Genomic DNA, 26740 nt, shown 5'->3' with positions numbered 1-26740 from the left:
TCGCGCCAGACCGTGTCGCCGATCGACCCCAGAGGGGACAGCAGACCCGCGTCGACGTTCGTGAGATTCCGATTCTGCGAGGTCAGCGTGAGGGTTCCGGTCCGACCGGTCGCAGGATCGGCGTCGGAATCGACCGCGTCGTCGTTTCCGGCGCGACGTGACGTGAGCGTCGTCCCCGTGGGGAAGCCCTCGAAGCCGACGGAATACGCTCCGAGCGGCAGGACCGAGAACAGGTACCTGCCCTGGGAATCGGTCGTCGTCCGAGTGATCTCGGCACCGCCGGCCCCGTACAGCACGACGCTCACACCGCCGACGCCGGGCTCGCCGGCATCCTGCACGCCGTCCCGATCGGTGTCGAGCCACACCGTGTCGCCGATCGAGCCGAACTCCCCGATCCCGGCGTCGACCGTCGGGTTCGCGGGCGCTGAGGTATCGATCCGCGCCACGCCGGAGAGCCCGGTCGCCGGGTCGGCATCGGAATCGGCGTCATCCGCGCCGACGTCCGCCCGGGTGAACGAGAATCGGGCGGGAAGTCCCGTGAACCGCACCCGGTAGTCCCCGAACGGAAGGCCCGCGAACAGGTACGACCCGTCGGCCGCGGTCACCGTGGTGATCGGATTGCCGGCGGCATCGGTGACGGCCGTGCCGGCAGCATCCGTCAGCGCCGCCGTGACGCCGCCCGCGCCGGCCTCACCGGCATCCTGCACGCCGTTGCCGTTCGCATCGTTCCAGACCCGGTCGCCGAGGGATCCTCGCTCGGGCAGCCGGAAGGAGATGCGCTGCAGGTCGACGTTGTCGGCGTCGCCCGGACCGCCGGGGAGGAGCGCAGGCTCCGTCATCACGGTGTTCCGCCCGTTGATGCCGTCGGCATTGGTGGTGTTGTCGTTCGCGAAGTAGGCGGCGCCGGTGCCGAAGGTCGCGGCGGGGAAGGCGCTGTAGGGCGTCACCATCGAGGACAGGTCGAAGGTGACGGAGGTGTACGTGCCCGAGAGGGTCACCGACCCGCACCCGGCGAAGTCCTTGTTCGGGCTCCGGGTGCGCGCGCCGGCCGGCTGGTCGACCGCGGTCGAGTCGCACCGCGTCTGCGTGTTGCGGTTGCGCACCTGGAGCACCTTGTCGGTCACCGAGAGGTTGGTGGCGCCGCTCGACGGCTGTGCGAAAGTGACCCCGGGCGTCGCGATGGTCCAGATCGTGCTGTTGAAGGAGCCGCGCTGATAGGCGTTGACTCCGCGCACCGACCAGCCTCCGAGACCCGTGATGTCGAGCACGACGTCGGTCAGGGGACGCGAGAAGGTGACCGTGAGGGTGCCGACGGCGCAGACGCCGTTGAAGTTCTGATGGGCGGCCGTGCCGAGGGGCCCTCCGCATCCCGCCGAGCCGGTCGTCACCACACCGAGCGCCGGCACCGCCGACGGGGTGGGGGCGCCCGTGAGCATCCCGGCCTGGGCGCCGTAGCTCGACTGGTCGGTCCCGGCGGCGAGGAAGTTGGTGCCGGGAGTCCGGGCGCCGAGCGGGGCGAACTGCGCCGCGACGGACACGGGACCGCTGGACGACGGGATGCTGCTGGTCGCCCGGCTCGTCGCCTGCGCGACGAAGGCCGGCGAGGTGTACTGCGTGGTCGAGGAGCCCGCCGCCTGCAGCGTCCACGGGTCGTTGAAGACGTAGTCGTTCTGCTCGGCGGCGACGGATGCCGGAGCGCTGACGAACTGCGCACCGAGGATCCCGGCGGTGACCAGGAACGCGCTCGTCGCCAGCGCGATCGACCTGATGAACCTGTTTCTCTGCATGGCGAACTACCCCTCCGAGGACGAACCCCGGATCATGCTGGCAGACGACAGGCGGTCGGTGTGCGGTATATCGATATTCTTTTGCGGAAGTGCGTCAGCCGCGCATCGCGACGCCCCGACGCCAGTAGCCCATGAAGGCGACCTGGGACCGGTCGATGCCGAGATCCTTCACCAGGTGACGGCGGAGCGTGGTGACGACGCCGCTCTCCCCCGCGATCCAGAAGTACCGCTCGGCAGGAGCATCCGCCGCGGCGATCTCCTCACCGAGACCCGAGTAGTCCGGGGTCTCCCAGAGAAGATCCTCGCTGTCGATGTCGGCGAGGCGGATCTCCTCGGCGGCATCGGCGTCACCCAGGTATCCGAGCACCGCGGGGATGAGTGACAGGCCGTGCAGCTCGCCGGCGTCGCGGGGCAGCCAGTGCACCTCGACGCCGTCGGGCACATCGATCCGCAGGATGTCGGCCGGCGACGGCACCTCGATGAAGGCGACGCCGCGCAGACCGCGCGGCGCGTCCTCGAGGATGCGGGCGATGGCCGGGGCGGCCGTCTCGTCGCCCGCGAGCACGACCGACGACGCCGTGCCCGGCGCGAACTCCGCGCCGCCGTGCGCGTCGACGTCCACGCCGCGGCGCGGCCCGACGAGGAAGAGCTCCTGTCCGATCTCGGCCCTGCTCGCCCAGGACGACGCCGGACCGGTGAGACCCGGCTCGAGGTGCAGCACGAAATCGACGACGACCTCGGTGTCGGCGCCGTCGACGCGCAGGTCGCGCACGGAGTAGGTGCGCATCGACCCGCGATGCTCCTCCGGCACGGCGAGGAACGACTGCCACCAGTCGTCGGACGACCGATCGATCGGAGGGAGGACACCGGATGCCGGCGGGAAGACGAGCTTGATGCGCGAGTCGAAGACCTCGCCCGGGGTGCAGAACTCGAACAGGTCGTCGCCGCCGAACGTGATCCGCACGAACGACGGGGAGACGCGGTCGACCGCGCGCACCTCGGCGCGGGTGAGGATGTAGGTGGGGCGCTCGGTGGTGGTCGTCTCAGCGGACATGGTGCCTCCCGATAGGTGTGACCATCGGCTTTCCGGAAACCGGGTCGGTGGTGATCTGGTTGGCGAGGCCGAAGACCTCTTCGACGAGGTCGGCGGTGACGACCTCCTGCGGGGCGCCGGTGGCGTGCACCTTCCCCTCCTTCATCGCGACGAGCTCGTCGGCGTAGCGCGCGGCCATGTTGAGGTCGTGCAGCACCATCACGATGGTCGTGCCGCGCGACACGCTCAGGTCGGTGAGCAGGTCGAGCACCTCGATCTGGTGCGCGACATCGAGGAACGTCGTCGGCTCGTCGAGGAGCAGGATGTCGGTCTCCTGGGCGAGGGCCATCGCGATCCACACGCGCTGACGCTGCCCGCCGGAGAGCTCGTCGACGCTGCGGTCGGCGAGGTCTGTCGTGCCGGTCGCGGCGAGGGCGTCGGCGACGACTTCATAGTCGTGCGCGCTCCAGCGCGAGAGCATCCGCTGATGCGGGTGGCGGCCGCGTCCGACGAGGTCGGCGACGGCGATGCCCTCGGGTGCGACCGGCGACTGCGGCAGCAGGCCGAGGATGCGGGCGACCTCCTTCGTGGGGCGCGCGTGCACGGACTTGCCATCCAGCACGATCTGCCCCGCGGTCGGGGACAGCAGGCGCGCGAGCGAACGCAGCAGCGTCGACTTGCCGCATCCGTTCGCTCCGACGATCGTGGTGATCTTTCCCGGTGCGATGGCGAGGTCGAGGCCGTCGATGATGGTGCGGTCGCCGTAGGCGAGGGTCACCCCCTCGGCCGACAAGGTGTGCGAGACGGTCATAGCGAACCCCCGGAGCGGTTGGTGCGGACGAGCAGGTAGATGAGATACGGAGCGCCGAGCACGCCGGTGATGACGCCGACCGGGTACCGCTCGCCGAACGCGAACTGCCCGATCATGTCGCCGCCGAGCACCAGCACGGAGCCGACGAAGGCCGACGGCAGGAGCAGATTCGCTCCCGGCCCGGTGAGGCGCGCGGCGATGGGACCCGCCATGAAGGCGACGAAGGCGATCGGCCCGGTGGCTGCGGTGGCGAACGCCAGCAGCGACACGGCGCCGAGGATGAACAGCAGACGCGTGGCGTTCACGCGCACGCCGAGACCGGAGGCGGAGTCGTCGCCGAGCTGCATCGCTCCCATCGCCCTGCCGCGCAGGAGCATGAGCGGCACGATCACGGCGACGACGATCGCGAGCGGGATCACGCGGTCCCACGAGGCGTTGTTCAGGCTGCCGGTGAGCCACTGCATCGCGGTCTGGATGTCCCACTGCGCGGCGCGCGAGAGCAGATACGAGATCACGCTCTGCAGCATCGCCGCGATGCCGATCCCGATGAGGATGAGCCGCGTGCCGGCGAAGCCGCCCTTGATCGACAGCAGGTAGATCGCTCCCGCGGTCAGCAGTGCGCCGGCAAGGGCGAGGAGCGAGACGACCGGCCCGTTCAGCGACAGGACGATGATGCCGATGACGGCGGCGGCCCCGGCGCCGTCGGAGATGCCGATGATGTCGGGCGAGGCGAGCGGATTGCGCAGCAGCGTCTGGAAGCAGACGCCGGCGATGCCGAACGACAACCCGGCGAGCACCGCGAGGACGGCGCGCGGAAGCCGCAGCTCCCCCACCGTGAACGATGCCCCGGGAACGGTCTGGCCGAAGATCACCTGGATGACGTCGACCGGGCCGTAGAACGTCTTGCCGACCATGAGTGCCGCGGCGAACAGGGCGAGGGTGAGGATGCCGAGCACGATCGAGGCGCGTGCGTGTTTCCGGTGCCGCGCTCGGCGGCCGGCGATGATCGCCGCCGCGTCGGGGCGGATGGCGTCGGCGGCGGGACCGCGAGCGGTGCGGAGGGTGCTCACAGTTCCCTCACCTTCTGCCGGCGGACGATCCAGATGAAGAAGGGGGCGCCGATGACCGCGGTGATGATGCCGACCTGGATCTCCTCGGACGACGGGGCGATCACACGGCCGATCACATCACTCGCGACGAGCAGCGCCGCGCCCGCGAGAGCCGAGAACGGCAGCAGCCAGCGGTGGTCGGTGCCGACCAGCATCCGGCACGCGTGCGGTACGACGAGACCGACGAATCCGATCGGTCCGGCGATCGCGGTCGCGGCGCCGGCGAGGATCACGGCACCCACCGCCGACACGAGACGGGTGCGGAACACGTGCTCGCCGAGACCGGCGGCCATGTCGTCGCCGAGCGCGAGCGAGTTCATCCCGCGTGAGCTCGCGAAGCAGATGAGGGCGCCGACCGCGAGCACCGGCAGGGTGAAGGCGATGCGCGGCCACTCGGCGCCGCCGACACCGCCGACCTGCCAGGACTGGAATGCCTGCAGCAGGTCCACACGGGGGAGCATGATCGCGCTGATGAGCGACGCGAACGCGGCAGAGGTCGCGGCGCCCGCGAGCGCGAGCTTCAGCGGGGTGGCGCCGCCGCGGCCCAAGGATCCGACGCTGTACACGAACGCGGCGGCCAACGCGGCACCGGAGATCGCCAGCGCCATCTGCCCATAGGGGTCGGTGAGACCGAAGAAGGCGAGTCCGAACACGACGGCGAGCGAAGCCCCGTTCGAGACGCCGAGGATGCCGGGATCGGCGACCGGGTTGCGGGTGACCGCCTGCATGGTCGCGCCGGAGAGGGCGAGAGCGGCGCCGACGACGATCGCGAGGACCGTGCGCGGGATGCGCTTGATGATGGCGGCCTGCGAGAGGGTGTCGTCCTGGCCGGCCAGCGCGGCGAAGACGTCGTCGACCGTCACTGCTCTGACGCCGAAGGAGAGCGACAGGATGCTGAGGACGACGATGACGGCGAGCCCGACCAGCAGCCAGAGAGTGCGCACCACCACCGGGCGCCGCAGATCTGCGGCGCCCGGGGCGATCGTGGCAGTTGTCGTCACGGGAGACTCATTCCGCGAAGGCGGATCGAGGGGCTACTGTGCGAGCGGCGCGGCCAGAATCGCGAGGTAGTCGGTGAGGCCCCACGGGATCGACAGGGGGGACGGGTTGGCGGATGCCGCGATCGGGGTGGCGTCGGGCAGCACCGCGATGCGTCCCTCCGCGATGGCCGGGATCTTCGACAGCAGCGGGTCGGCCTGCAGGAGCGGGATGATGGACTCGTCGCCGTAGGTGATGAAGAGGTCGACGTCGTCGAACTTCGCGGCCTCTTCGGAGCTGACCGTCAGGTAGAACTGGTCGCTGTCGGCGTTCTCCTCGACGATCGACGGGAACGGCAGACCCAGCTCGTGGATGTAGCCGGGACGCGTGTCGATCGCCGTGTAGTAGCCGATCTGGCTGAGGTCGGCCGGATCGATGTAGGAGAAGAGCACCTTCTTGTCCTTGAGCACGCTGTTCGCCTCGAGTGCGGCATCCGCATCGGCATGCAGCTCCTCGATCAGGGCCTCGCCCTCGTCCTCGAGGCCGAGGGCCTTCGAGTTCATCTCGATCATGTCGTCGACCGAGGTGCCCCAGGCCACGTCGGGGTAGGCGACGACCGGAGCGATCTTGGAGAGGGTGTCGTACTCCTCCTGCGTCAGGCCGGAGTACGAAGCGAGGATGACGTCGGGCTGCGTGTCGGCGACGGCCTCGTAGTCGATCCCGTCGGCCTCGTCGAAGAGCACCGGGGTGTCGGCGCCGAGCTCTTCGAGCTTCTCCTCGACCCACGGCAGCACGCCGTTGTCGTCGTCGTCGCCCCACGCGGCCTTGCTCATGCCGACCGGCACGATGCCGAGTGCCAGCGGCACCTCGTGGTTGGCCCAGGCGACGGTGGCGACGCGCTCGGGCTTCTTCTCGATGGTGGTCTCGCCGTAGACGTGCTCGATGGTGACGGGGAACGCGTCATCGGAGGCAGGATTGCCGCCGGCGGATGCGGTCGATTGCGGGGCATTGGACGAGCAGGCGGCGAGACCTACGGCGAGCACGGCGGCCGCGCCGAAGGCGAGAAGACGGGAGGTGCGCACGGGCGTTCCCTTCGGGTTCGGGTGGGAGGGGCATCGACGCAGAACGCGTCAGGCTTTGGTAAGCCTCGCCTAATCTAACAGAAGGTTAGGTATGCCTCACATCGAGCTGCTCCCCTCATGGCCGCACGCACCTTCTGCGGCCATCGCGAACTTCTGCGGCCTCGAGGGGCGGGAGAGGCCGCAGAACAGGGGAAAGGCCGCAGAAGTTCGACCCTGGGCACACGAAAAACCGGCCGGATCCGTGAGGATCCGACCGGTTTCAGGAAGTCAGCGCGCGCTCAGAGAGCGCGGATGTTCGCCGCCTGCATGCCCTTGGGGCCACGCTCAGCGTCGAATTCGACCTTCTGGTTCTCGCGGAGCTCCTTGAAACCGGAGCCGGCGATAGCCGAGTAGTGGGCGAAAAGGTCGTCCGAGCCGTCATCGGGAGCGATGAAGCCGAAGCCCTTTTCCGCGTTGAACCATTTCACAGTGCCAGTGGCCATGTGTTTTCTACTTTCTATTTGACTTAGCCGTTTGCACGGCCTACGCGGAATCGGAACATCCGATACGCGCGCTTGCTCAAGGTACCACGGCTGGCTGACGTACAGCAGAGAACGTCGGATTCTGCTGGATCAGGGCCGCTTCGGTACGCGTGCTCACCCCGAGCTTCCGCAGCACCGCCGACACGTGCACGCTCACCGTCTTGACGCTGATGAACAGCCGCTCGCCGATCTGGCGGTTACTCAGCCCCTCGGCGATCAGCTCGAGCACCTGCCGCTCGCGAGCCGTCAGCGGGTCGGCGTCGGAGCGGGAATCGGAGGCGGATCCGGTCGCGGGACGAAGCCCTGCGTCGGCCGCGAACCGCGCGACCGACCCCTGCAGCCGCGCATGGCCGAGCGACTCCGCGATCGTGGCAGCCTCGGCGAGCAGGTTCGACGCCGCCGCGCGATCGCCGTCGTGCACCAGCATCCGCGCCTTCTCGAGGCGCAGGACGACCCGGAACGCGACGGGCACGTCGTCGCCGTCGGCGCTGTGCAGTGCTTCATCGAGCGCATCCGGGCGCGGGTCGAGGAGGGCATCGAGGATCGTCGACCACGCGTCGCCCTGCAGCTGCGCCGGTTGAGCGACCCACGCGGCACGCACGGAATCGGCGGCCCCCTGGACGTCGGCGCCGTCGGCGCGCAGCTCGGCGATGAGGGCTGCACCCTCCAGCAGCAGGCGGCGCTGATGCAGCAGCGCGGGGTGCTCGTCCTGCAGCATCTCGAGGATCGTGTCGAGCGCACCGCGGAGATCGCCCGCGCTCTCGGCCACCGCGACCGTCATCATCACACGGTCGTACCAGATCTGACGCTCCGAACCGCCCGTCTCATGGAACGCCGGCAGCCATTCCTTCAGCAGCTCGGCCGCCTCGGCAGGTCGGCCGCGCCAGGCGAGCACGCGCACCCGGGTCATGCTCATGTACATGCGGAACACGCGCAGGGTGCCCTGTACGAAGTCGCGGGCGAGCATCTCCTCCACCCGCTCGATCTCGCCGAGCTCGAGCAGCGGCACGATCATGTTCTGCGCCATGATCGATCCGGTGGTGCGCTCGACACGGAGCTCGCGCGCCCGACGCAGCCCTTCTTCGGCCACCTCGACCGCTTCGCGGTAGCGGCCGAGCAGTGTCAGCAGGTCGGAGTAGTTCACGCGGTAGCGCATCTCGGCGTTCGATCCGACGGCCAGCTCGCGGGCGCGCTCGTACTCGCGCACGCCGGCCTCGACCTCTCCCAGGTGCGCCAGGGAGCCCCCGCGCACGTTCGCCGCGACCGACAGCTGATCCGTGGAGGCCGCCCCTGCGGCCGCACGCTCGGCCTCGTCGGCCAGACGGATCGCCTCCACGCGGTCGCCGGAGATCATGCGGCGGCTCGCGAGGTGGTTGAGCAGCTCGGCGCGGAACACATCGTCGTCGAGACGCGCCTCCGCGATGTCGAGGGCCTCCTGCAGCAGCGGGATCGCGCCGAGGCGCCCGAGGTTGACGAGATACAGGGCCTTGTTGCGCAGCAGGCGTGCGTGCACGCGCGGGTCGATGGTCGCGGGATCGAGCTCGTCGAGTGCGAGGTTCGCCACCGCCAGCGCCCGTTCGCCGTCGCCCGCGTTCCGCAGGATCGAGCCGAGCAGGAGCAGCAGCTCGAGGCGCTCGGAGCCCGCGGCATCGGCGGCATCGGGCACCTGCGGCCACAACTCCAGCACCAGCTCGCCGAAGCGCGCGGCGCTCGCGAACGCGTAGCGGGCCTTTGCATGACGCATGGCGCGCGCAGCGGAGATGAGGGCTCGGCGGTCGTCTTGCGCGAGCTGCCAGTGATACGCGAGCGCGGCGTCATCGCCGCTCTCGGAGTCCGCGGCCTGCGCCTCCAGAGTCTCGGCGTAGGCGCGGTGGAGACGCGCGCGCTCACCGGGGAGGAGGTCATCGTGCACGGCCTCGCGCAGCAGGGCGTGCCGGAAGCGGTAGTCCTCGTCGACCACCACGAGGATGCCGGTGCGCGTGGCCTCGCGCAGGGCGTCTTCGAGCCGCAGCTCGGGCAGCTCGGCGAGCTGCACGACGAGGGGATGCGACAGCGGACGCTCGGCCCCCGAGACGACCTGCACGACATGCCGCGCGTCGTCGCCGAGCCGGTCGAAGCGCGCCAGGAGCAGGTCGCGGAGACTGTCGGGCAGGGGGCCGTTCGAGCAGCCGGCGATCTCTTCGATGAAGAACGGCACGCCCTCCGCGCGATCCTGCATGCGCTCGAGCGCCGTCGCCGAGATCGGCTGACCCGTGATCTGCTCGGCCAGCTCGCGCACGGCATCGTGGTCGAGCCGGGCGAGCGTCAGCCGCTCGAGCAGACGCGAACGCGTGGCCTCGCCGATGAAGCGGCTGACCGCATCGCCCCGGCGCACGTCGTCGGTGCGGCAGGTGATCAGCAGGAGCACACGTCCTCGGCTGAGTGCGCGCAGCAGGAACGACAGGATCGCCAGCGTCGACTCGTCGGCCCAGTGCAGGTCTTCCACGACGAGCACCTGCGGGGCGCCCTCGGACGCCGCCTCGATGAGCGACGCGATCGCGTCACGGAGCCGTTCGGGGCTCGTGCGGTCTCGGTCGGCCGGAGCGGACGCGAGTTCGGGCAGCAGCATGCTGAGCGCTTCGGCGCCCACGCCGACGGATTCGCGCACCCGCTCGACGCCCATGCGCGCGACGATCGAGCGGAGGATGCCGGTCAGCGGGCCGTAGGGGGTGCGCGAGGCGCCGAGATCGAGGCACCAGCCGACGTGCACATCGGCTTGCTGCGCGATGTCGCCGCCGAACTCCCGCAGCAGCCGCGACTTGCCGATGCCGGCCTCGCCCTCGACCAGCAGGGCCGCGGGCACGCCGTCGCGTACGGCGTCGAACAGTCGACGCACCTCGGCGAGTTCGGCGTCTCGGCCGACCATCGCAGCGCTGGGAGCGGACGGGGGCATGCCCCCATCGTCCCACTCCCCTCCGACATCCGGGTCGGTCCCGGCATCCGGAGCAGACCCCGCGCGCGTGACCGTCACTGCGCCGGCGCCGCCGCCCGGTCGCATCCCGCTGTCGCACGTCCGTCGGCCGTCCGCGACGCGGTGGAGCGCGCGGGCGGAGCGACCTCGCGGCGGCCGCCGGTCATCCGGCGCAGCATCCGGCGGAACGCCCCTTCCCGCCGGGGCACGATCTGGTCGGCGTGCTCGATCAGGAAGCGACGCCGCTCGGCCGCGCGCTCGATCTGCTCCTGCTCGAAAGTGGTGATCTGATGGCTGAGATACGGGTGCTCGAACATGATTTCTCCTCGGCGGTTCGCTGTATCCCTACACTCCGCTCTGAGGTGCCCCGGCCGGATCGGGCGGATGCCCTATCTTTCGGATGACGATGCCTAGGTGCGCGCACGGAAGAGGCCCGGATGCAGCGGTGAGCTGCATCCGGGCCTCGATCCTGCGAAGCGGTCAGGCGGGGACGTCGCCTCGCCAGGCACCGGTCTCGGCGCCCTGGGCCTCGATGAACTCCTTGAAGTTCTTGAGGTCCTTCTTGACGGCGTGCGAGCCGGCGCCGACGAGGGAGCCGAGCTTCTCGAGAAGCCCCTCGGGCTCCCAGTCGATCTGCACCGTCACCCGCGTGGACGTCTCGGTGAGCTTGTGGAACGTCACCGCTCCCGCGTGCTCGGTCTCGCCGCCGGTGCTCGTCCAGGCGACGCGCTCATCGGCGTGCTGCTCGGTGATCTCGGCGTCGAACTCGCGCTCGATGCCGCCGACCTTGACCTTCCAGTGCGTGTGGGTGTCGCCGGTCTGCGTGATCGACTCGACCTCGTCGAGGAACTTCGGGAAGCTCTCGAACTGGGTCCACTGGTTGTACGCGACGCTGACGGGAACGTCGACGTCGATGGTCTCGATGATCTGCACCATGTGATGCTCCTCTTTGCTCGTCGTTCGTGTCCTTCCATTCAGCAGGCATCGACGAGGAAGAGCGATGGGGTTGACAGCGACGAGCGCGGGAGTCCCTTACCGGGCCGGTGAGGGATCCGAGGCGCAGCATCCGATCAGACGCGGAACCACCGCTGGCGGAGCCACGCTCCGACCACGAAGCGGGCGGCTTCATCCTCGATGTCGATTCCGATGGATTCCGCTGCGCGGCGCAGTCGGTAGTGCACGGTGGCGCGGTGCACGCCCAGGTGATCGGCCATCTCGGCGACGCTCGCACCGTGGGCCAAGTAGGCCTCGAACAGCGCGATGGTCTCCGGAGGAGCATCCGCGAGTCGCCGGAGCGGCTCGGGGAGGAGGTGCGGAGGCGGTTCCTGTGCGAGCAGGACGGCAGTCGACGCGGCGATCGGATCCGCGCGCCACGACGCCGACCTGCTCCCCCGCGACCGCGCAACGCGCACCGCGATCAACGCCTGCTCATAGGACTCCCATGTGTCGGCGAGCGCCTCGACCGAAGATCCGACTCCGAGCACGGCACCGAGCGGCTCCTGGACGTCGGCGGCATCGGTCTCGCGGATGACGGCCGTCACCACGCTCTGGATAGCCTCGAGGGTCGGTTCGTTGCGGAAGCCGATCACGACCAGCGTCTCGGGCATCGTCGGGACGAAACTGTAGGCATCGATCATCGGCGTCGTGATGGCGCGGAGCAGTGCGTGCGAGATCACTTCACGAGGAGGCGGCCCGCCCCACGGCGCCCATTCGACATCGAGCGACAGGCACATCGCCACGAAGCGGCGCGACCGCGTGAACATGCCGAGGTCGACCAGCTCATCGGCCGCGCGACCTCGACTCGCGGCATCCGGGGTGAGCAGGCCGAGCATCTCCGACTCCACTTCGGCGTTCACGGCCTCGATCGACTGTGAGATGTTGACGAGCAGAGCGCGAAGCGTCTCGGCGGTCTCGATGACGAGCTGGGACTCGCCGGGCGTCAGCGGCTCGACGAGCGTGATCCAGAGGAACCCCAGCACGCCGTAGCGGGAGCGCAGCGTCAGCACGAGCCGCGGATGCTCGAGACCCCAGGAAGGATCGGCATCGATCACGCGGGGCACGAGCTGCGCGTGCAGCCGTCTCGACCGCAGTTCGGCACCGAGAGCCTCTGTCGGCCGCCGGGCCGTGAGCGTCTGCAGCCGTGCCGGATCGAGATCGTCGTAGTGGGCACTGCTCGCCAGCAGGACCCAGTCGGGATCCTCGAGCACCACGGATCGGCGCAGCGTCATCGCCAGCCGATCGACGGTCTCCTGCACGGTGTCGAACATCGGGCCTCCGCTACCTGACCGGCGAGACGCCTCCGATCCTACGCCGCGGGCCTCCGCCGCCGGGATCACACGACGAGCGTCCCGCCCTTGAGCACCGCCGCGACGTCGCAGAAGCGCTCGATCCGCTCGAGATGCGCACCGCGGACCGCGACGATGTCGGCGAATCGGCCGGGCGCGATCGCTCCGATGTCCTTGGCCCTGCCGAGGCAGTCGGCCGCCACCGAGGTCGCGGACTGAAGTGCCTGCATCGGGGTCATCCCCCACTCGACGAACTCGGCCAGCTGGCCCGCATTGCGGCCGTGGGGGAAGACGATGGCATCCGTCCCGTAGGCGATCCGGACGCCCGCCTCGATCGCGAGGCGCACGGCCGCCCGCGCCGACGCGCCGACAGCGGCGGTCTTCTCCTGCACACCGGCCGGGTAGTCCTCCCGTTCGCCGTGCTCCTCGACCCATTGCAGCAGATAGGTCGTCGGCACGTAGTAGGTGCCGTGCTCGAGCATCGCCGACATGGCAGCCTCGCCCAGCAGCGTGCCGTGTTCGATGGTGCGGACGCCCGCACGGATCGCGCGCAGAGCGCCCTCCTCACCGTGCGCATGCGCCGCAACGTAGAGGCCGTTCAAGGCGGCTTCCTCGACACACGCGCGCAACTCGGCCTCGGTGTACTCGGGTGCGCCGGGGATGGTGCCTGTGGCGTACACCGCCCCGGTGGCGATGATCTTGATCACGTCGGCGCCGCGATGCGCGATGCGCCGCACGGCCGAGCGCACTTCGTCGACCGAGTCGGCCACGCCGAAGCGGTACGCATGCGGGAGCTCGATGTCGACAGCGAGATCGGTGATCTCACCGCCACCTGAGGAGCAGGTGACGTACGCCCCTGCGCACACCATGCGCGGTCCGTCGCAGATGCCCGAGTCGATCGCGTCGCGCAGGTCGCAGTCGACGAAGGCGCGGAAGCTGCCGACGTCGCGCACGGTGGTGAATCCCGCCCGCAGGGTGGCACGCGCGTGACGCACTCCGCGCAGCGCATCGCGAGCCGCGGACCCGGAGAGAAAGGCGCTGTAGCTGCCGTGCTCGAGCTCGCCGACGAGATGCGTGTGGAGATCGATCAGCCCCGGCGCCACGAGGTGATCGCTCAGATCCAGCACGCCTTCGCCGCCCCCGTGCCGCGCAGGCGACCAGGGCTCCACGGCCGCGATGCGCTCGCCGTCCAGGACGATGGCATGGTCTGTCAGTACTTCTCCGGTCAGCACATCGGCGACGGCGCCGGCGCGGATCGTGCGGACGGTTTCGATCGCGGTGGTCATCGGACGACCTCTCCTTCTCGGGTCGTGACGAGGCGCTTGCCGAAGGCGACCCGCACGACGATCATGGCGACGGCGACGACGGCGCCGACGACGGCGAATCCGGCGAAGTAGCCGGTCTCGTTCTCTCCGGGGATGAATCCCTCTCCGGCGACACCGGCCGCGGCGATGCCGATCGCGACGGAGAGATAGTGCACCGAGAGCATGCGCGTCTCGAACCCCGCCGGCGCGACGGCGCTCGCCAGTGAGAGACCCGACGGCGAGACCACGACGTCGGAGGCTCCGAAGACGAAGACGATGAAGACGAGCACGATGATCGGCGTCAGGCCGCCGACACCGGAAGCCAGCGCCAGCCAACCCATCCCGACCGCGCACCCCGCGAAGGCGACGGCGAACTTCACGGCCAGCGACGGCTGACGTCGTCCGAGCGCACCCCACACCGTGGCGAGGATCGGCGCGACGATGATGGTGCAGAGTGGCGCGATGCCGAGCACGGTCGAGGGAGGAAGCTCGATGCCGAACACCATCCTGTCGGTGCTGGCCTCCGAGTGGATCGCCACTGTCGTGTACAGCTGCTGGTAGAGCATCGAGAAGGCTCCGGTCGCGAAGAAGAACGGCAGGTAGCGCAGTACCCGCCGCTTGTGCTCGCGGTCGAGATCGTGACGCGCGAACAGCCGGAAGAGCAACGCGGCCGCGGCGACCAGGGCGCCGGCACCGACGAGCGTCGCAGGATTCCACCCCACGGCCACGGTGCCGATGACGGCGGCGACCGCCGCGATGACACCGACGATCGGCCAGGCGAGTGCCCATCCACTGATGCGGACAGTTGCGACGGCAGGGGCCGTCGCCTCGGTCCCGCGCCGGAACGGCAGGTAGACGAGCAGACCGATGAGGATCACCACCGCCGACGCGAGGAAGCCGATCCGGAAGCCGAAACCGGTCTGCAGCGCGCCGGTGAGGGTGATGCCCACCAGCGCTCCTGCGGCGCTTCCGAGGTAGTAGATCGTGAAGCCCGACTCGCGCTTGCCCTCGTGGGCGTTCAGCGTGCCACCGAGCACGGCGCCCTCACTGACCCACATCGATGCAGCGCCGAAGGCGATCGCGATGAGTCCGGCGGCGAGTCCGACTTCACCCGGGACGAGCGCGAGCACCAGGTATCCGATGAGCGCGAGCACCGCCCCCCATCGCAGACCGCGGCCGGCGCCCAGGACGTTGTCCGCGAGCCAGCCTGTGAACATCGTCGCCAGGAAGGTCGCGGCGCTGTACGTCGACACGATCGCGATCGCCACGGATGGCGAGAGCTCCAGACCGCCCTCGTTCGCGGCGAAGTAGACGTAGTACACGAGGATCGTCTGCATGCCGTAGTAGGCGAGAGCGTCGAACCCGGCGAAGCCGGCCACCGGGTACATCGTGCGCGGCAGGCCGAACAAGGTGCGCCCGGGTGGCGCAGTGGGCGAGCTGCTGACGATCATGGCGCCTCCATCGTTCCAGGGATGCCGCGACGCGGCTTCGGGGTTGTCGAGAGTCAATCCGATCGGAGGGCGGGACGGTTTCGACATAGGTGGAATTCTCCGACCAGGAACACGACGCATGTCGCATTCCTCGTCGCCTTCGCAACGGTGACGATGGTCGGATGAGCAACGACGCAGATCTTCCTTTCACGCGAGCCGAGTACGCCGACCGCCTTCGGCGTATGCGGCGCGCGATGGCCGACGCCGATGTCATGGTCGCCATCCTCACCGCCCCCGACACCATGGCCTGGCTCACCGGATATCGCGTGCGCTGGTATCGCCAGCACACCTCGACCTCGATGCCGCCGGCGCAGTGCATCGTCGTGCATGTCGAGGACGGCGCACCGTTCATCATCGACGCCGGCTACCACGACGAGCTCGCGCGGACTTCGACCATGCTCGACGATGTTCGGACGCTTCCCTCGTCGTCGGAGACGCACGAGGCCTCGCTCGATGACTACGTCGCCTTCCTCGCCGAGCAGATCCGGCCGTGGGCGGGCTCGCGCGTCGGGATGGAGCGCTGGAGCTGCATCCCGAGCCCCGCGGTGGCCGACGTCGTCGACGCCATGCTCGGCGAGCTCGGATGCCGCGTCGTCGATGTCACGCTCCCCTTCCGTGACATCCGGCGTCTGAAGAGTCCTGCCGAGATCGGCAAGATCGAGCAGGCGCAGGCCGCGGCGGATGCCGGAGTCCGCGCGATCCTCGCGGAGGCGACCCCCGAGACCACCGAACTCGAGGCCTGGGGCATCTACTCGCTGGGGATGGTGCGCGCGGGAGGCGAACCAGCGGCACTGCATGAGACCATCGCGGCCGGCTCCTCCGTCTCGACCCTGCATCGCCTCAGCGGGCGCAGCTTGCTCGGCTCCGGCCCCGTGGTGCATCCCGATGTGGCCTCGTCGGTCGACGGCTACCACGCCAGAGCCACCCGTCCTCTGATGTTCGGGCAGGTCTCGGAGGAGAGCAGGCGGCAGGTCGCCATCGCCGCGGGTGCCTATGATGTGGTCCGGCAGCACGGCCTGGTCGGCGCGCCATGGCAACGGCTGATCGACGCGCTGCGCTCCTACTTCGCGGAAAGCGGGGCGCCAGGCGCCGGCTCAGCCGCATACGAACTCGGACTCTCTGTCGCCCCCGCCGACTTCGTCGGCGAGTTCACGTGGGGATTGGACGACGAGAGAGACGACGTCATCGAGGCGGGACTCGTCACGAACTTCGAGTCGTGGACTTCCCTGATCCTCGTCGACACCGTCGTCTTCGAGGAGACCGGGCCGCGGTTCCTCTCCGCGCTTCCGCGCGACGTGCTGGAGTTCGCATGACCGCGTCGCCGTGGAACCGGCAGTTCGAGCTGCCGACCGCCGCCGGATCGATCCGCGTACGTGAGTGGGGCGATCCGGACGGGCCTCTCGTGGTCTTTCACCACGGAACGCCGAGCAGCTCGATCGCTGTCCCCGGGGGGTGGGCGGGAGCGACCGCGGCGGGAGTGCGCCTCTGCTCGTACGACCGACCCGGTTACGGCGGATCGGACACTGTCCCCGGACGCACCGTCGCCGATGCCGCAGCCTGGACCGCGACCATCGCGGACGCGTGCGGTGCCGAGCGATTCGCGGTGATGGGCACCTCTGGCGGCGGACCGCACGCCGTCGCTGTGGCGGCGCTTCTGCCGGACCGGGTGAGCGCGCTCTGCGTCGACGTCGGCCTGGGCCCCGCTCTGTTCGGATTCGACGCCGCCACCGGGATGGTCGCTGAGACCGTCGCCGAGATCCATGCCGCTCGCCTCGGCGAGGTCGCCCTGCGGGAGCACCTGATCTCGCTCGGCGACGGCGTGGACGCCCTGGCCGACTGGTTCGAACGACTGCCGACCAGCGATCGCGAGGTTCTCGGCCGCGACGAGGTGCAACAGGAGGAAGCCGTCGAGGCGACAGAATGGGCGGAGCACGGCATCGACGGCTGGGTCGAGGACGACCTCGCGCTGTTCGCCCGCGAGTGGGCGTTCGACCCCGCCGCCGTCCTGGCGCCGACCAGGCTCGTCTACGGCGGGGCCGATGTGCTCGTTCCGGTGTCGCACGGCGAGGCATGGCTCCGACTGCTGCCGCACGGCGAGCTGCAGATCGTGCCCGACGGCGGCCATTGGCTGCGCGATCACGAGATCGAGGCGCTCCGCTGGTGCGCCTCGGGGATCACGCCGCCAGTCGTCCCACCGCTCTCGCGCGGATGAGCACGGCCGTCCCGTCGGAGTAGGCAACGGGGAGCTCCTCGACCGCCACGACCTCGATCGTGGAGGGGTCGGCGCCGGCGAGCCGGGCCCGCTCGGTCGCCTCGGCGGCGGCATCCGCTCGGGACGCACGCCGATCGGAGGGGTCGGCGCGATAGATCTTCTCGATCTGGCCCGCGACCTCGCCGAGGGCTGCGCCGACGGCGTTGGCCGCACCGAAGTGATCGGGGCGGATCAGCGACGAGACGCCGTCGAGCTCTCCCGGCGCGATGATGCCTCCGCCGCCGACGAGGATCACCGGGACCGGCGCCGCGTTCGGCTTCATCCGGTCGATCGAGTCCTCGAGGATCGCACGCATCGCGGTCCATGCCGCGGAGCCGCGCTCGGGGTCGACGGTCGGCGCCGTGAGTCCGGCGATCTCCGCGCCCCCGAAGGCGAGGGCGATGTCGGTGGCCGTGAGGGTCGCTCCGCCGAACGCGATGCTCTCCTGCGGCAGGCGGTAGCCGACGCTGTCGGGACCGACAGTGACGCCGTCGCCGTCCGGACGGATGATCGTGCCGCCGCCGAGACCGACCGAGAGCACGTCGGGCATCCGGAAGTTCGTGCGGATGCCGCCGATCTCCACGGCGTGCGCGGACTGCCGAGGGAAGCCGTCGACGAGGACGCCGATGTCGGTCGTGGTGCCGCCGATGTCGACGACGAGGGCGTCGGTCGCCCCAGAGAGGTGCGCCGCCCCGCGGATGGAGTTGGTCGGACCGCAGCCGATCGTCAGCACCGGGAACTCCAGCGCGTACTCCAGCTGCATGAGCGTGCCGTCGTTCTGTCCGAAGTACGGGGTCGCCGGGATCCCTCGCGCACGCAGCGCGGCGACGAACCCGCCGGCCATCTGCGTCAGCGTCTGCATCAGCGCCGCGTTGAGCACGGTCGCGTTCTCGCGCTCCAGGAGTCCGAGCGAGCCGATGCGCGCCGACCGCGACACCGGCACGCCGAGCTCCTCCGCGACGATCGCGGCGACGCGCTCCTCCTGGCTCTCGTCGATGGGCGAGAACACCCCCACGACCGCCACCGCGTCGACCTCGCCGCGCATGCGCGCGCACGCGTCGCGCACGGACTGCTCGTCGATCGGGGCCAGCAGACGTCCGTCGACCTCGAACCCGCCGGGCACCAGGTACGCGTGGTCGCCGATCGCGCGCCGCAGGTCGGCAGGCCAGCCCTCGAGCGGCGGCACGGCCGTCGTCGCCGGAGCCCCGAGACGCAGGATGCCGACGCGTCCCAGGCCGCGGCGCTCGACGATGGCATTGGTGCAGTGCGTGGTGCCGAGCATCGCGTGAGACACGAGAGCGGGGTCCACCCCGGATGCCGCGAGCACGGCGTCGATCGCATCGGCGACTCCGTCTCCGGTGTCGCGCGTGGTCGGCCGTTTCACCGACGCCACGACGGCGAGGCGGTCGTCGAGGATCACGGCATCCGTATTGGTTCCGCCGACATCGATACCGATCCGATACCCGGCCATCAGGCGGCCCTCCCCTCGGTGGTCTGCGCATTTCTCTCGCGCGGGATGTCTTCGACGGGGACCCACTCGACGTCGTATCCGAAGTGCGCGGGCCCCGCGGTGAGCAGTCCCATCGGCGTGCGCCATTTCTCGTGGCAGGGGATCGCGATCACGGCCACGCGCGCACCGTAGCGGAGCGCCTCGGTCGTGATCGGCATGCCGGTGGCGAGGTCGAGCACCGTGATGAGGTCGGGGGTGACGGCGGCGAGCGCGCCGTCACGACGCGCGAGCAGCATCTCGTTCTGGAAGTCGAGGCGGAAGCTGCTGCCCCGGTCGACCCCGACGCCGTCGAGCTCGGCTGCTCCGCGGGTGAAGCCGCCGTCGACCGCGCGCTGCAGGTCGGCGACCTTGCCCTCGAACAGGCGCACCGCGTCGAGGTCGGCGCACAGGGCGTCGATGCGCTCGTCGTCGCGGAGCTCGCGGCCCGCGGCATCCCGACCTCGCAGGATGCGGCCGATGCGCTTCGCCAGGGTGAGGGTGCCGGGGATCGCGCACTCGCGCACGACATCGCCGCCGTAGGCGTAGTCGATCATCGTCGCCCCACCGCCCATCTCGACGGTCACGGCGCGGGCGATGCGCTCCGACCAGGCGCCGTCGACAGGCCGGCTGACGACCTCGTTGCCGTGGTGGTCGACCATGACGGTGGCGCCGGGGCCGTAGCCCGCGAGGTGGAAGGTCACCATCTGCGCCTCGGGGAACGCCCGGCCCATCGCGTCGCCGTCGACCACGGGGAGTCCCGCGAGCGCGGCTGTCGCGATCGGGATCATCGAGTTGCCGCCGCCGACCTCGATCGGCATCACCGCCGTCGGGCGGCGTCCGACCGCGCGCTCGATGGCGGCGAGCGCCGCGAGCAGCTCCGACTCGGCCTGGATGCGCTCGACACTCACGGACGGAGCGCCGATGCCGCCGATCGGGATGACGAAGTCGTCGTCGGTCAGCTCGTCCACGTCGCGCAGCGCGACCGGTCCGTGCAGGCGGATGAGGCGCTTCGCCATCAGCGAGCCGACGTGCGGGTCGCCGCCGCCGCCGGTGCCGAGCACCGCGGCGCCGAGGGCGATCTCGTCGATGTCGGCTTCGGTGAGATGCCCGCCGGTCATGCGCTCACCCCGTCGTCGAGGCGTGCGGGCTCTGCTTCGTTCGGGGCGGGAGCGGATGCCGCGGCATCCGGCTCCACCCTGCGACGCAGCGGCACCAGCGCGAGGTACACGACGAAGCCGACGATCAGACCGTCGAGTGCCGAGATCGTGGTGAGCGTGAACCAGCCGAAGCCGGGACCGTCGGCGGGGTTCGTCGTCGCCACCGCCACGAGGATGCCGACCACCCAGGCAGCGATCGACCACCCGTCGGCCGTGGGGACCGCGGCTCCGTGCGCCCAGCGCGGACCCCGTCGGCCGGTGAAGAACGCCGCGAGGTAGACCCCGCCGTACGGGGCGATGATGATGCCGATCACGAGGATGAACGGCACGAAGTAGTCGGCGGCGCCGATCACTCCGATGACGATGCCGATGACGCCGAGCACGGCCGTGACCATGCGGCGGTCGAGTCGCTTGCTGATCGCGGCGAACGAGAGTCCGGCCGAGTACAGGTTCGTGGTGTTCGTGGTCCACTGCGCGAGGATCAGCACCACCACAGCGACGCCGCCGAGGCCGAGGGCGAAGAAGATGGCCATGAGCTCGGTGCCGTCCATGATGCGCGCCAGCAGGATCGAGACGACGATGATGATCGAGTTGCCGAAGAAGAAGCCGACGAAACCGGCGATCATCGCCTGCTTCGGCGTGCGGGCCCAGCGGGCCATGTCGGGCGCGAGCACCACGCCCAGGATGAAGATGCCCATCACGAGCGAGACGGCGCCGCCGAAGGTGATCGTCTGCTCGACCGGCGCGTCGAGCCCGGAGGGGCCGTTCACCGCGAACGCGACGATGACGCCGACCAGCAGGAGCAGCAGAAGCAGCGGCACGGCCAGGGCGCTCAGGCGGTTGATGGCGCGGTAGCCCCAGAAGGCGGTGAGCGCCATGAGGACGGCGCCGACGCCGGTGAAGATCTGCACAGGAACGTCGATGCCGGTGAACTCGGCGAAGGCGATCTGCGCGTTCGCGCCGAAGAACCCGGCCTGCACGGCGAACCAGCCGATGAGGCTCACCGAGATGGCGAGGGCGAGGATCGCTCCGCCGATCTTGCCGAAGACCGCGCGGGAGATCATGGCGCTGCTGAGTCCGGTGGACGCGCCGACGTAGGCGCAGGCCATGGCGAGCAGGCCCAGCAGGAGCGAGCCGAGCACGGTCGCGGCGATCGCCGGCCAGAACGCCATGCCCGAGGCGAGCGCGACCCCCAGGAAGGCGCCGGAGAGGTCGATGCCGATCGCGATCCACACGGTCGCGATCGACAGCCAGCTCTTGCGCTGGTCCAGGGGCACGACGCCGTGCTCGTAGTCGGTGGTGGTCATCATCTGCTCTTTCGGGAGTGGCCGTGCGGGGCCGTCCGCGGGATTCGGGTTCCCGGGTGCGGAGGCCCCGCAGGGCGGGTCGGGTTTCAGCGGGAGAGGATCCTGGCGAGGTGACGCCAGGCCTGCTCGAAGCGCTCGCCGTACACTTCGGGTGCGTAGTGCGTGAGCTGAAGGAAGAGGCCGTCCATCACGACGAAGACCAGCGCGATGAAGCCGTCGGCGTCGCCGTTGATGAAGCTTCCGGAGGCGACGCCGTCGTCATAGGTCTGGCGCACGGCGGCGGCGAGCTTCGACTCCGAGTCGAGGAAGATCTCGCGCAGCTGCCGTCCGGCGGGACCGTACTCCGTGACGGCGGCGCGCAGGCTGAACTCGGCCAGGTCGGGGCGGTCGCGGTAGTAGGCCTCGATGCCGCCGAGCAGGTGGCGCAGACGCGCGAGCGGTTCGAGGTCACCGCTGCTGCGGGCCAGGTCGTCGAAGAACGCCGTGTGTTCGACGGCCACCTCGGCGTACACCGTCTCGTAGAGCTCCTCCTTGCTGGAGAAGTGCGCGTAGAGGGAGGGCGTCTTGATGCCGACGGCCTCGGCGATCTCGCGCAGGCTCGTCTCGGCGTAGCCCTGTCGCGCGAAGATCGTGCGGGCTTCGGCGAGGATCGTTGCTCGGGTCATGGTTGCCTAACGACTATTAGTTAGGCAGAGAGTATCCCCGCTTCCCGGTGTCGCGCAAGACCCCGGCCGTGGCATCCGCACGACTACCGTGGAGCACATGCGCATCCCCGCCGCCATCCGCGCCTCGCAGCGCTCCCCGCTGCTGCAGGTCGGCAAGTCGGCGGCGGCGACGATCGGAGCGTGGCTCATCGCGGGCTGGGTGTTCCCGACCCAGCTGCCGGTCTTCGCCGCGATCGCCGCTCTGCTGGTGGTGCAGCCGAGCGTGAACCAGTCGCTGTCGAAGGCCCTCGAGCGCAGTATCGGCGTGATCGCGGGCGTGCTGATCGCCGTGGGCCTGGGCCTGCTGCTCGGCTCGTCGAGCTGGGTCGTGCTGCTCGCGATCGTCGTGGCGATGCTCGTCGCCTGGCTCGCGCGCACCTCCCCCGGCACCGGCAACCAGATCGCGATCTCGGCGATGCTCGTGCTCGCACTCGGCTCGTCGAGCCCCGAGTACGCGTTCGCCCGCATCGTCGAGACGCTGATCGGCGTCGCGATCGGCATCGTCGTGAACGCGCTCATCGTGCCGCCCGTGCTCGTCGCCCCCGCACGGCGCGACCTCGGGATGCTCGGGAAGGAGCTCGCCGCGAGCCTCGACCGCCTGGCCGACGCCCTGCCCTCCCCGCAGACGCCCGCGCGACTCCAGGAGCTGATGCTCGAGGTGCGGCTGCTGCGTCCGATGAAGGACGCCGCCGAGGCATCGCTCGCCGCCGGCGAGGAGTCGCTCACCCTGAATCCGCGCCGCTCCACGCACCGCGCCGAGCTGCGCGAGATGCGGATGCTGGTCGACAGGCTGTCTCCGATCGTCACGCAGACGATCGGCATGACTCGCGCCTACTTCGACCACTACGACGACTCCCTCAGCGACGAGCCCGTGGTGACGGCGATCGCGGAACAGCTGCGCCGCGCCGGGCACGACGTGCGGCTGGCCGTGCAGATCGCCGATGTCGCGCCCGAACCCGAGGCGTTGACCTCGGCGATCCCCGCGCTGACCGCGCCGCTCGTCGTGCGTCCGCCGTCATCGCAGCACTGGATCCTGATCGGCTCGCTCCTGGAAGACCTGCGCCGCATCCACGGAGGGCTGCTCGGCGAGGACTGATGCCGGTGGTCGGCGCCGAGCCACCCCCTTGTGTGCGAACCGGCCCTCTATGCGCGTTCACAGCGGGCTGGTTCGCACGGAAAGGGGCCGCTCGCGCGAGGAGTGGGAGGCCTACCCTGGAGGCATGCCCGACACGACGCTGGCCGAGGCCCTCGGCGATCTCGCCGCCCTCGAGGATCCGAAGGTGCGCGCCGCGAACGAGAAGCGCGGCGACGACCACGGCATGAACCTCAGCCGCCTGCGGGCGGTCGCGAAGAAGATCAAGGCCGATCAGCCGCTCGCACGGGAGCTCTGGGCGACCGGCGAGACGCCCGCGCGGCTGCTCGCGCTGCTCCTCTGCCGGCCACGCGAGTTCACCGCCGACGAGCTCGACGCGATGATCCGCGAAACCCGGCCGCCGAAGGTCAACGACTGGTTCGTGAACTACGTCGCGAAGAAGACGCCGCTCGCCGAGGAGATGCGGCTGCGCTGGTTCGACGACGCCGATCCGACGGTCGCCGCCGCAGCCTGGTCGCTCACGACGGAGCGGGTGATCAAGAAGCCCGAGGGCCTCGACCTGTCGCACCTGCTCGACCTGATCGAGCGTGACATGAAGGACGCGCCGTCGCGGTTGCAGTGGTCGATGAATGAGACTCTGTCGAACATCGGCATCTATCACCCGGCGCTTCGAGCGCGGGCGCTCGACATCGGCGAACGGCTGCAAGTGCTCGCCGACTACCCCACGGCCCCAGGCTGCACCTCGCCCTTCGCCCCGCTGTGGATCGCCGAGATCGTGCGGCGGCGCGAGGGCTGACCTGGCTCGCCGGCCGAGCCACCCCCTTCTGTGCGAGCCACCCCCTTCTGAACGTTCTCAAAGGGGCGTGCGGCATAGAAAGGGGCCGGTCGGCGCGAATAGCCTGAGGGCATGAGCACGCACATCGCCGCAGAGCCCGGTCAGATCGCCCCCATCGTCCTGTTCCCCGGCGACCCGCTGCGCGCGAAGTGGATCGCGGAGACCTTCCTCGACGACGCCGAGCTGTACAGCGAGACCCGCGGGATGCTGGGCTTCACCGGCACCTGGAACGGACACCGCGTCTCGGTGCAGGGGTCGGGCATGGGTCAGCCGTCGATGGCGATCTACGCGAACGAGCTGTTGGACGAGTACGGGGTCGAGACGATCGTGCGCGTCGGATCGTGCGGGGCTCTGACGGAGAAGCTCGCCGTGCGCGACATCATCATCGCGAACGGGGCCTGCACCGACTCGGGCATCAACCGGATGCGGTTCCACGGACTCGACTATGCGCCGGTCGCCGACTTCTCGCTGCTGCGCGCAGCCGTCGAGGCCAGCGAGTCCGAGCCCCCGGCATCCGCCGTGCACGTGGGCCTGCTGCTCTCGAGCGACCAGTTCTACAGCACCCGCCCCGAGCTCAACGAGCCGTTCGTGCAGCACGGCGTGCTGGGCGTGGAGATGGAGACCAGCGGCCTCTACACGCTCGCCGCGTTCTACGGCCGGCGGGCGCTGAGCATCTGCACCGTCTCCGACCACATCGTCACCGGCGAGGCGACGACGGCCCAGGAACGCGAGCAGACCTTCGGCGACATGATCCGCATCGCCCTGCAGGCCGCGACGAAGGGCTGAGGGGGCGCCGGGCGGGCGACCGCGCTCTCACGCGCTGACAGCAGTGCGCTCTCCCAGGAACTCCACCCAGGTCGCCCCCACGCGCACCGCCGTCTCGTCGGCGAGGTTGTCACCCGCGCGGTAGGCGCGACCGACGGCACCGGGAATGCGCAGAGGCATCAGCCGGCGGGTCCGCCCGCGAGCGGCGTCGAACGCCCGCACGAGATCCGCGACCTCCTGCACCTCGGGGCCGGCGAGATCCGCGACACGACCGGCGGGTGCACCGAGCGTCAGCTCTGCGAGGCGTTCGGCGACGGCGTCCACTCCGACGGGCTCGAACCGCAGCCCCCGCGGTGCGATCCTCATGCCCGACAGCGCCTTCACCATCGGCAGGGCGAAGTCGTGCAGCTGCGCGACGCGCAGCACGGTCCACGGGATGCCGGGCTCCGCGAACGCGCGTTCGGCGGCCGCCTTCATGCGGAAGTAGCCGATCGGCATCCGATCCGCACCGACGACCGAGATGAGGATGAGGTGCCGGACGCCCGCCCGCCGGGCCGCGGTAACGAGGTTCCGTGCCGCGATGTCGTCGCCCTTCGCGCCGCCGGCGAGGTGCAGCACCGTCTCGACGCCGTCGAGCGCCTCGGCGAGGCCGGTCCCCTTCACGGTGTCCCCTTCGAACGAGCGGATGCCGGCGGCGTCCGCATCCGCGTGCCTGCTGAGGATGCGCACCTCGCTGCCCGCGGCGCGCAGCAGCGGAACCGTGTGGCGTCCGATGTTCCCGGTGCCTCCGGTGACGAGAATGGGAGTGCTCATGATGGTCTTCCTTCCGTGTGTCGCGACGGCCTGTCACATCTCGGCCGCCGCATCCGTCGAGATCATGACGAGCGGCGACGAGGAGATGTGACATGAACGACGAAGAGCTGGCCGAGAGGTTCGAAGCGGCTCGACCACGACTGCGGGCGATCGCGACCAGGATGCTGGGATCGAGCGCGGATGCCGACGATGCCGTGCAGGAGACCTGGCTGCGCCTCGCCCGATCGGATGCCGACGCGATCGACAACCTCGACGCATGGTGCACCACCGTGGTGTCGCGGATCAGTCTCGACCTGCTCCGCGCTCCGCGGTCGACTCTAGAGCAGTCGTGGAACATCGAGCCGTGGCGCGACGAGCCCGTCGACACGGCACCGGATCTCGCCGACCTCGTCGACCGGTCCGACCGCGTCAACGTGGCGCTGCTCGTCGTGCTGGACGCGCTGACGCCGGCGGAGCGGATCGCCTTCGTGCTGCATGACGTGTTCGGCCAGCCGTTCGACGAGGTCGCACACGCCGTCGACCGCTCTCCCGATGCCGCACGACAGCTGGCATCGCGGGCGCGACGACGGCTCCGCGAGGCCTCGGTGCCCGATCGGGCCGACCGCCGCCGCGGCCGCGCGCTGGTCGAGGCGTGGCTGACCGCGGCGCAGGAGGGCGATCTGGCCGCGCTCCTCGGCCTGCTCCACGACGAGGCCACACTCCATGCCGACTACGGCACGAGCACGCAGACGCTGCACGGATCCGCCGAGATCGGGGCGCAGGCCGTGCTCGCCGCCCGTCTCGCCGCGCATTCCACGCCGGTGCTCATCGACGGACGGCCCGGGGTCGCGGCATCCTTCGGCGACCGCATCGTGTCGCTCATGGCGTTCGAGATCGAGGACGGGCGGATCATCGGCCTGCAGGTGCTCGCCGACCCCGAGCGTCTGGCGGGCGTCGTGCTGCCCGGTTGACCGCGGCGCGCCGACCCGCAGCGGTA

The 26740-nt window shown here is 70.1% G+C and carries 24 protein-coding genes; 6 read left to right on the top strand and 18 right to left on the bottom strand.

The genetic code is table 11. The annotated features are described in order from the left end of the window. From DW306_RS21590 to DW306_RS07955, 13 genes are all read right to left on the bottom strand, one after another. The coding region (locus DW306_RS21590; protein WP_136055087.1) for an SdrD B-like domain-containing protein at positions 1 to 1787 on the bottom strand (1787 nt) is incomplete at its 3' end. Positions 1788 to 1881: 94 nt separating this feature from the next. Further along, on the bottom strand, positions 1882 to 2841 hold the full coding sequence (locus tag DW306_RS08010) for a siderophore-interacting protein (RefSeq protein ID WP_136055086.1): 960 nt from the start codon (positions 2839 to 2841) through the stop codon (positions 1882 to 1884). Continuing rightward, positions 2831 to 3631, bottom strand: coding sequence for an ABC transporter ATP-binding protein (locus tag DW306_RS08005; protein WP_136055085.1), 801 nt, complete (start codon positions 3629 to 3631; stop codon positions 2831 to 2833). The genes DW306_RS08010 and DW306_RS08005 overlap by 11 nt, the downstream gene beginning before the upstream one ends. Next, positions 3628 to 4701 (bottom strand): iron chelate uptake ABC transporter family permease subunit, encoded by a 1074-nt coding sequence (locus DW306_RS08000; protein WP_136055084.1) that lies wholly within the window; start codon positions 4699 to 4701, stop codon positions 3628 to 3630. Before DW306_RS08000 ends, DW306_RS08005 begins: the two co-directional genes overlap by 4 nt. Further along, positions 4698 to 5741, bottom strand: coding sequence for an iron ABC transporter permease (locus DW306_RS07995; protein ID WP_136055083.1), 1044 nt, complete (start codon positions 5739 to 5741; stop codon positions 4698 to 4700). Before DW306_RS07995 ends, DW306_RS08000 begins: the two co-directional genes overlap by 4 nt. Before the next feature lie 33 nt (positions 5742 to 5774). Next, on the bottom strand, positions 5775 to 6800 hold the full coding sequence (locus DW306_RS07990) for an iron-siderophore ABC transporter substrate-binding protein (protein WP_136055082.1): 1026 nt from the start codon (positions 6798 to 6800) through the stop codon (positions 5775 to 5777). Between the two features lie 278 nt (positions 6801 to 7078). Then, entirely contained in the window at positions 7079 to 7282 is a 204-nt protein-coding gene (locus tag DW306_RS07985) for a cold-shock protein (RefSeq protein WP_017831237.1), read from the bottom strand. Positions 7283 to 7358: 76 nt separating this feature from the next. After that, positions 7359 to 10253, bottom strand: a complete 2895-nt coding sequence (locus DW306_RS07980) for a helix-turn-helix transcriptional regulator (RefSeq protein WP_168429262.1) — start codon at positions 10251 to 10253, stop codon at positions 7359 to 7361. Positions 10254 to 10327: 74 nt separating this feature from the next. Beyond that, entirely contained in the window at positions 10328 to 10588 is a 261-nt protein-coding gene (locus DW306_RS07975; protein WP_136055080.1) for a hypothetical protein, read from the bottom strand. 163 nt (positions 10589 to 10751) lie between these two features. Beyond that, positions 10752 to 11207, bottom strand: coding sequence for an SRPBCC family protein (locus DW306_RS07970; protein WP_136055079.1), 456 nt, complete (start codon positions 11205 to 11207; stop codon positions 10752 to 10754). Between the two features lie 134 nt (positions 11208 to 11341). Then, complete coding sequence (locus DW306_RS07965; protein ID WP_136055078.1) at positions 11342 to 12538, bottom strand: PucR family transcriptional regulator; 1197 nt, start codon at positions 12536 to 12538, stop codon at positions 11342 to 11344. Between the two features lie 65 nt (positions 12539 to 12603). Then, on the bottom strand, positions 12604 to 13842 hold the full coding sequence (locus DW306_RS07960) for an amidohydrolase family protein (protein WP_136055077.1): 1239 nt from the start codon (positions 13840 to 13842) through the stop codon (positions 12604 to 12606). Next, positions 13839 to 15398 carry an oligopeptide:H+ symporter gene (locus tag DW306_RS07955; protein ID WP_168429261.1) on the bottom strand — a complete coding sequence of 520 codons (1560 nt, stop codon included), beginning with the start codon at positions 15396 to 15398 and terminating at the stop codon, positions 13839 to 13841. The genes DW306_RS07960 and DW306_RS07955 overlap by 4 nt, the downstream gene beginning before the upstream one ends. Before the next feature lie 74 nt (positions 15399 to 15472). Here DW306_RS07955 and DW306_RS07950 point away from each other — a divergent pair, with 74 nt between their 5' ends. After that, on the top strand, positions 15473 to 16663 hold the full coding sequence (locus DW306_RS07950; protein WP_136055075.1) for a M24 family metallopeptidase: 1191 nt from the start codon (positions 15473 to 15475) through the stop codon (positions 16661 to 16663). Next, positions 16660 to 17562, top strand: coding sequence for an alpha/beta hydrolase (locus DW306_RS07945; protein ID WP_136055074.1), 903 nt, complete (start codon positions 16660 to 16662; stop codon positions 17560 to 17562). Before DW306_RS07950 ends, DW306_RS07945 begins: the two co-directional genes overlap by 4 nt. Here DW306_RS07945 and DW306_RS07940 read toward each other — a convergent pair. The 4 genes from DW306_RS07940 to DW306_RS07925 all read right to left on the bottom strand — a co-directional run bounded on the left by DW306_RS07940 (position 17525) and on the right by DW306_RS07925 (position 22219). Next, positions 17525 to 19072 carry a hydantoinase/oxoprolinase family protein gene (locus DW306_RS07940; protein WP_136055073.1) on the bottom strand — a complete coding sequence of 516 codons (1548 nt, stop codon included), beginning with the start codon at positions 19070 to 19072 and terminating at the stop codon, positions 17525 to 17527. The two genes, DW306_RS07945 and DW306_RS07940, sit on opposite strands and share 38 nt — an antisense overlap. Then, entirely contained in the window at positions 19072 to 20208 is a 1137-nt protein-coding gene (locus DW306_RS07935) for a DUF917 domain-containing protein (RefSeq protein ID WP_136055072.1), read from the bottom strand. The genes DW306_RS07940 and DW306_RS07935 overlap by 1 nt, the downstream gene beginning before the upstream one ends. Continuing rightward, on the bottom strand, positions 20205 to 21554 hold the full coding sequence (locus tag DW306_RS07930; RefSeq protein ID WP_240747112.1) for a cytosine permease: 1350 nt from the start codon (positions 21552 to 21554) through the stop codon (positions 20205 to 20207). The genes DW306_RS07935 and DW306_RS07930 overlap by 4 nt, the downstream gene beginning before the upstream one ends. 86 nt (positions 21555 to 21640) lie before the next feature. Then, positions 21641 to 22219 (bottom strand): TetR/AcrR family transcriptional regulator, encoded by a 579-nt coding sequence (locus DW306_RS07925; protein ID WP_136055070.1) that lies wholly within the window; start codon positions 22217 to 22219, stop codon positions 21641 to 21643. Positions 22220 to 22316: 97 nt separating this feature from the next. Between DW306_RS07925 and DW306_RS07920 the strand changes: the two genes are divergently transcribed. From DW306_RS07920 to deoD, 3 genes are all read left to right on the top strand, one after another. Beyond that, positions 22317 to 23354 (top strand): FUSC family protein, encoded by a 1038-nt coding sequence (locus tag DW306_RS07920; RefSeq protein ID WP_136055069.1) that lies wholly within the window; start codon positions 22317 to 22319, stop codon positions 23352 to 23354. A gap of 124 nt (positions 23355 to 23478) precedes the next feature. After that, positions 23479 to 24147 carry a DNA alkylation repair protein gene (locus DW306_RS07915; RefSeq protein WP_136055068.1) on the top strand — a complete coding sequence of 223 codons (669 nt, stop codon included), beginning with the start codon at positions 23479 to 23481 and terminating at the stop codon, positions 24145 to 24147. Between the two features lie 111 nt (positions 24148 to 24258). Next, complete coding sequence (deoD, locus tag DW306_RS07910) at positions 24259 to 24972, top strand: purine-nucleoside phosphorylase (protein WP_136055067.1); 714 nt, start codon at positions 24259 to 24261, stop codon at positions 24970 to 24972. A gap of 27 nt (positions 24973 to 24999) precedes the next feature. On the opposite strand, the gene DW306_RS07905 is transcribed toward deoD, so the two are convergent. Then, on the bottom strand, positions 25000 to 25764 hold the full coding sequence (locus DW306_RS07905; protein WP_136055066.1) for an NAD(P)H-binding protein: 765 nt from the start codon (positions 25762 to 25764) through the stop codon (positions 25000 to 25002). A gap of 92 nt (positions 25765 to 25856) precedes the next feature. On the opposite strand from DW306_RS07905, the gene DW306_RS07900 reads away from it, so the two are divergent. Next, positions 25857 to 26714: a sigma-70 family RNA polymerase sigma factor gene (locus tag DW306_RS07900; RefSeq protein ID WP_136055065.1), complete on the top strand. Its 858-nt coding sequence runs from the start codon at positions 25857 to 25859 to the stop codon at positions 26712 to 26714. Positions 26715 to 26740: the final 26 nt, after the last annotated feature.

This window comes from Microbacterium sp. K24, from assembly GCF_004794465.1.
In the GTDB taxonomy this organism is placed as follows: Bacteria; Actinomycetota; Actinomycetes; order Actinomycetales; family Microbacteriaceae; genus Microbacterium.
This window is presented reverse-complemented; position numbering and strand designations above follow the sequence as displayed.

Coding starts and splice junctions, on each gene's coding strand:
- DW306_RS08010 (WP_136055086.1), bottom strand. CDS start 2,841: ATGTCCGCTGAGACGACCACCACCGAGCGCCCCACCTACATCCTCACC.
- DW306_RS08005 (WP_136055085.1), bottom strand. CDS start 3,631: ATGACCGTCTCGCACACCTTGTCGGCCGAGGGGGTGACCCTCGCCTAC.
- DW306_RS07985 (WP_017831237.1), bottom strand. CDS start 7,282: ATGGCCACTGGCACTGTGAAATGGTTCAACGCGGAAAAGGGCTTCGGC.
- DW306_RS07980 (WP_168429262.1), bottom strand. CDS start 10,253: ATGCCCCCGTCCGCTCCCAGCGCTGCGATGGTCGGCCGAGACGCCGAA.
- DW306_RS07975 (WP_136055080.1), bottom strand. CDS start 10,588: ATGTTCGAGCACCCGTATCTCAGCCATCAGATCACCACTTTCGAGCAG.
- DW306_RS07970 (WP_136055079.1), bottom strand. CDS start 11,207: ATGGTGCAGATCATCGAGACCATCGACGTCGACGTTCCCGTCAGCGTC.
- DW306_RS07965 (WP_136055078.1), bottom strand. CDS start 12,538: ATGTTCGACACCGTGCAGGAGACCGTCGATCGGCTGGCGATGACGCTG.
- DW306_RS07960 (WP_136055077.1), bottom strand. CDS start 13,842: ATGACCACCGCGATCGAAACCGTCCGCACGATCCGCGCCGGCGCCGTC.
- DW306_RS07955 (WP_168429261.1), bottom strand. CDS start 15,398: ATGTCGAAACCGTCCCGCCCTCCGATCGGATTGACTCTCGACAACCCC.
- DW306_RS07950 (WP_136055075.1), top strand. CDS start 15,473: ATGAGCAACGACGCAGATCTTCCTTTCACGCGAGCCGAGTACGCCGAC.
- DW306_RS07945 (WP_136055074.1), top strand. CDS start 16,660: ATGACCGCGTCGCCGTGGAACCGGCAGTTCGAGCTGCCGACCGCCGCC.
- DW306_RS07940 (WP_136055073.1), bottom strand. CDS start 19,072: ATGGCCGGGTATCGGATCGGTATCGATGTCGGCGGAACCAATACGGAT.
- DW306_RS07935 (WP_136055072.1), bottom strand. CDS start 20,208: ATGACCGGCGGGCATCTCACCGAAGCCGACATCGACGAGATCGCCCTC.
- DW306_RS07930 (WP_240747112.1), bottom strand. CDS start 21,554: ATGACCACCACCGACTACGAGCACGGCGTCGTGCCCCTGGACCAGCGC.
- DW306_RS07925 (WP_136055070.1), bottom strand. CDS start 22,219: ATGACCCGAGCAACGATCCTCGCCGAAGCCCGCACGATCTTCGCGCGA.
- DW306_RS07920 (WP_136055069.1), top strand. CDS start 22,317: ATGCGCATCCCCGCCGCCATCCGCGCCTCGCAGCGCTCCCCGCTGCTG.
- DW306_RS07915 (WP_136055068.1), top strand. CDS start 23,479: ATGCCCGACACGACGCTGGCCGAGGCCCTCGGCGATCTCGCCGCCCTC.
- deoD (WP_136055067.1), top strand. CDS start 24,259: ATGAGCACGCACATCGCCGCAGAGCCCGGTCAGATCGCCCCCATCGTC.
- DW306_RS07905 (WP_136055066.1), bottom strand. CDS start 25,764: ATGAGCACTCCCATTCTCGTCACCGGAGGCACCGGGAACATCGGACGC.
- DW306_RS07900 (WP_136055065.1), top strand. CDS start 25,857: ATGAACGACGAAGAGCTGGCCGAGAGGTTCGAAGCGGCTCGACCACGA.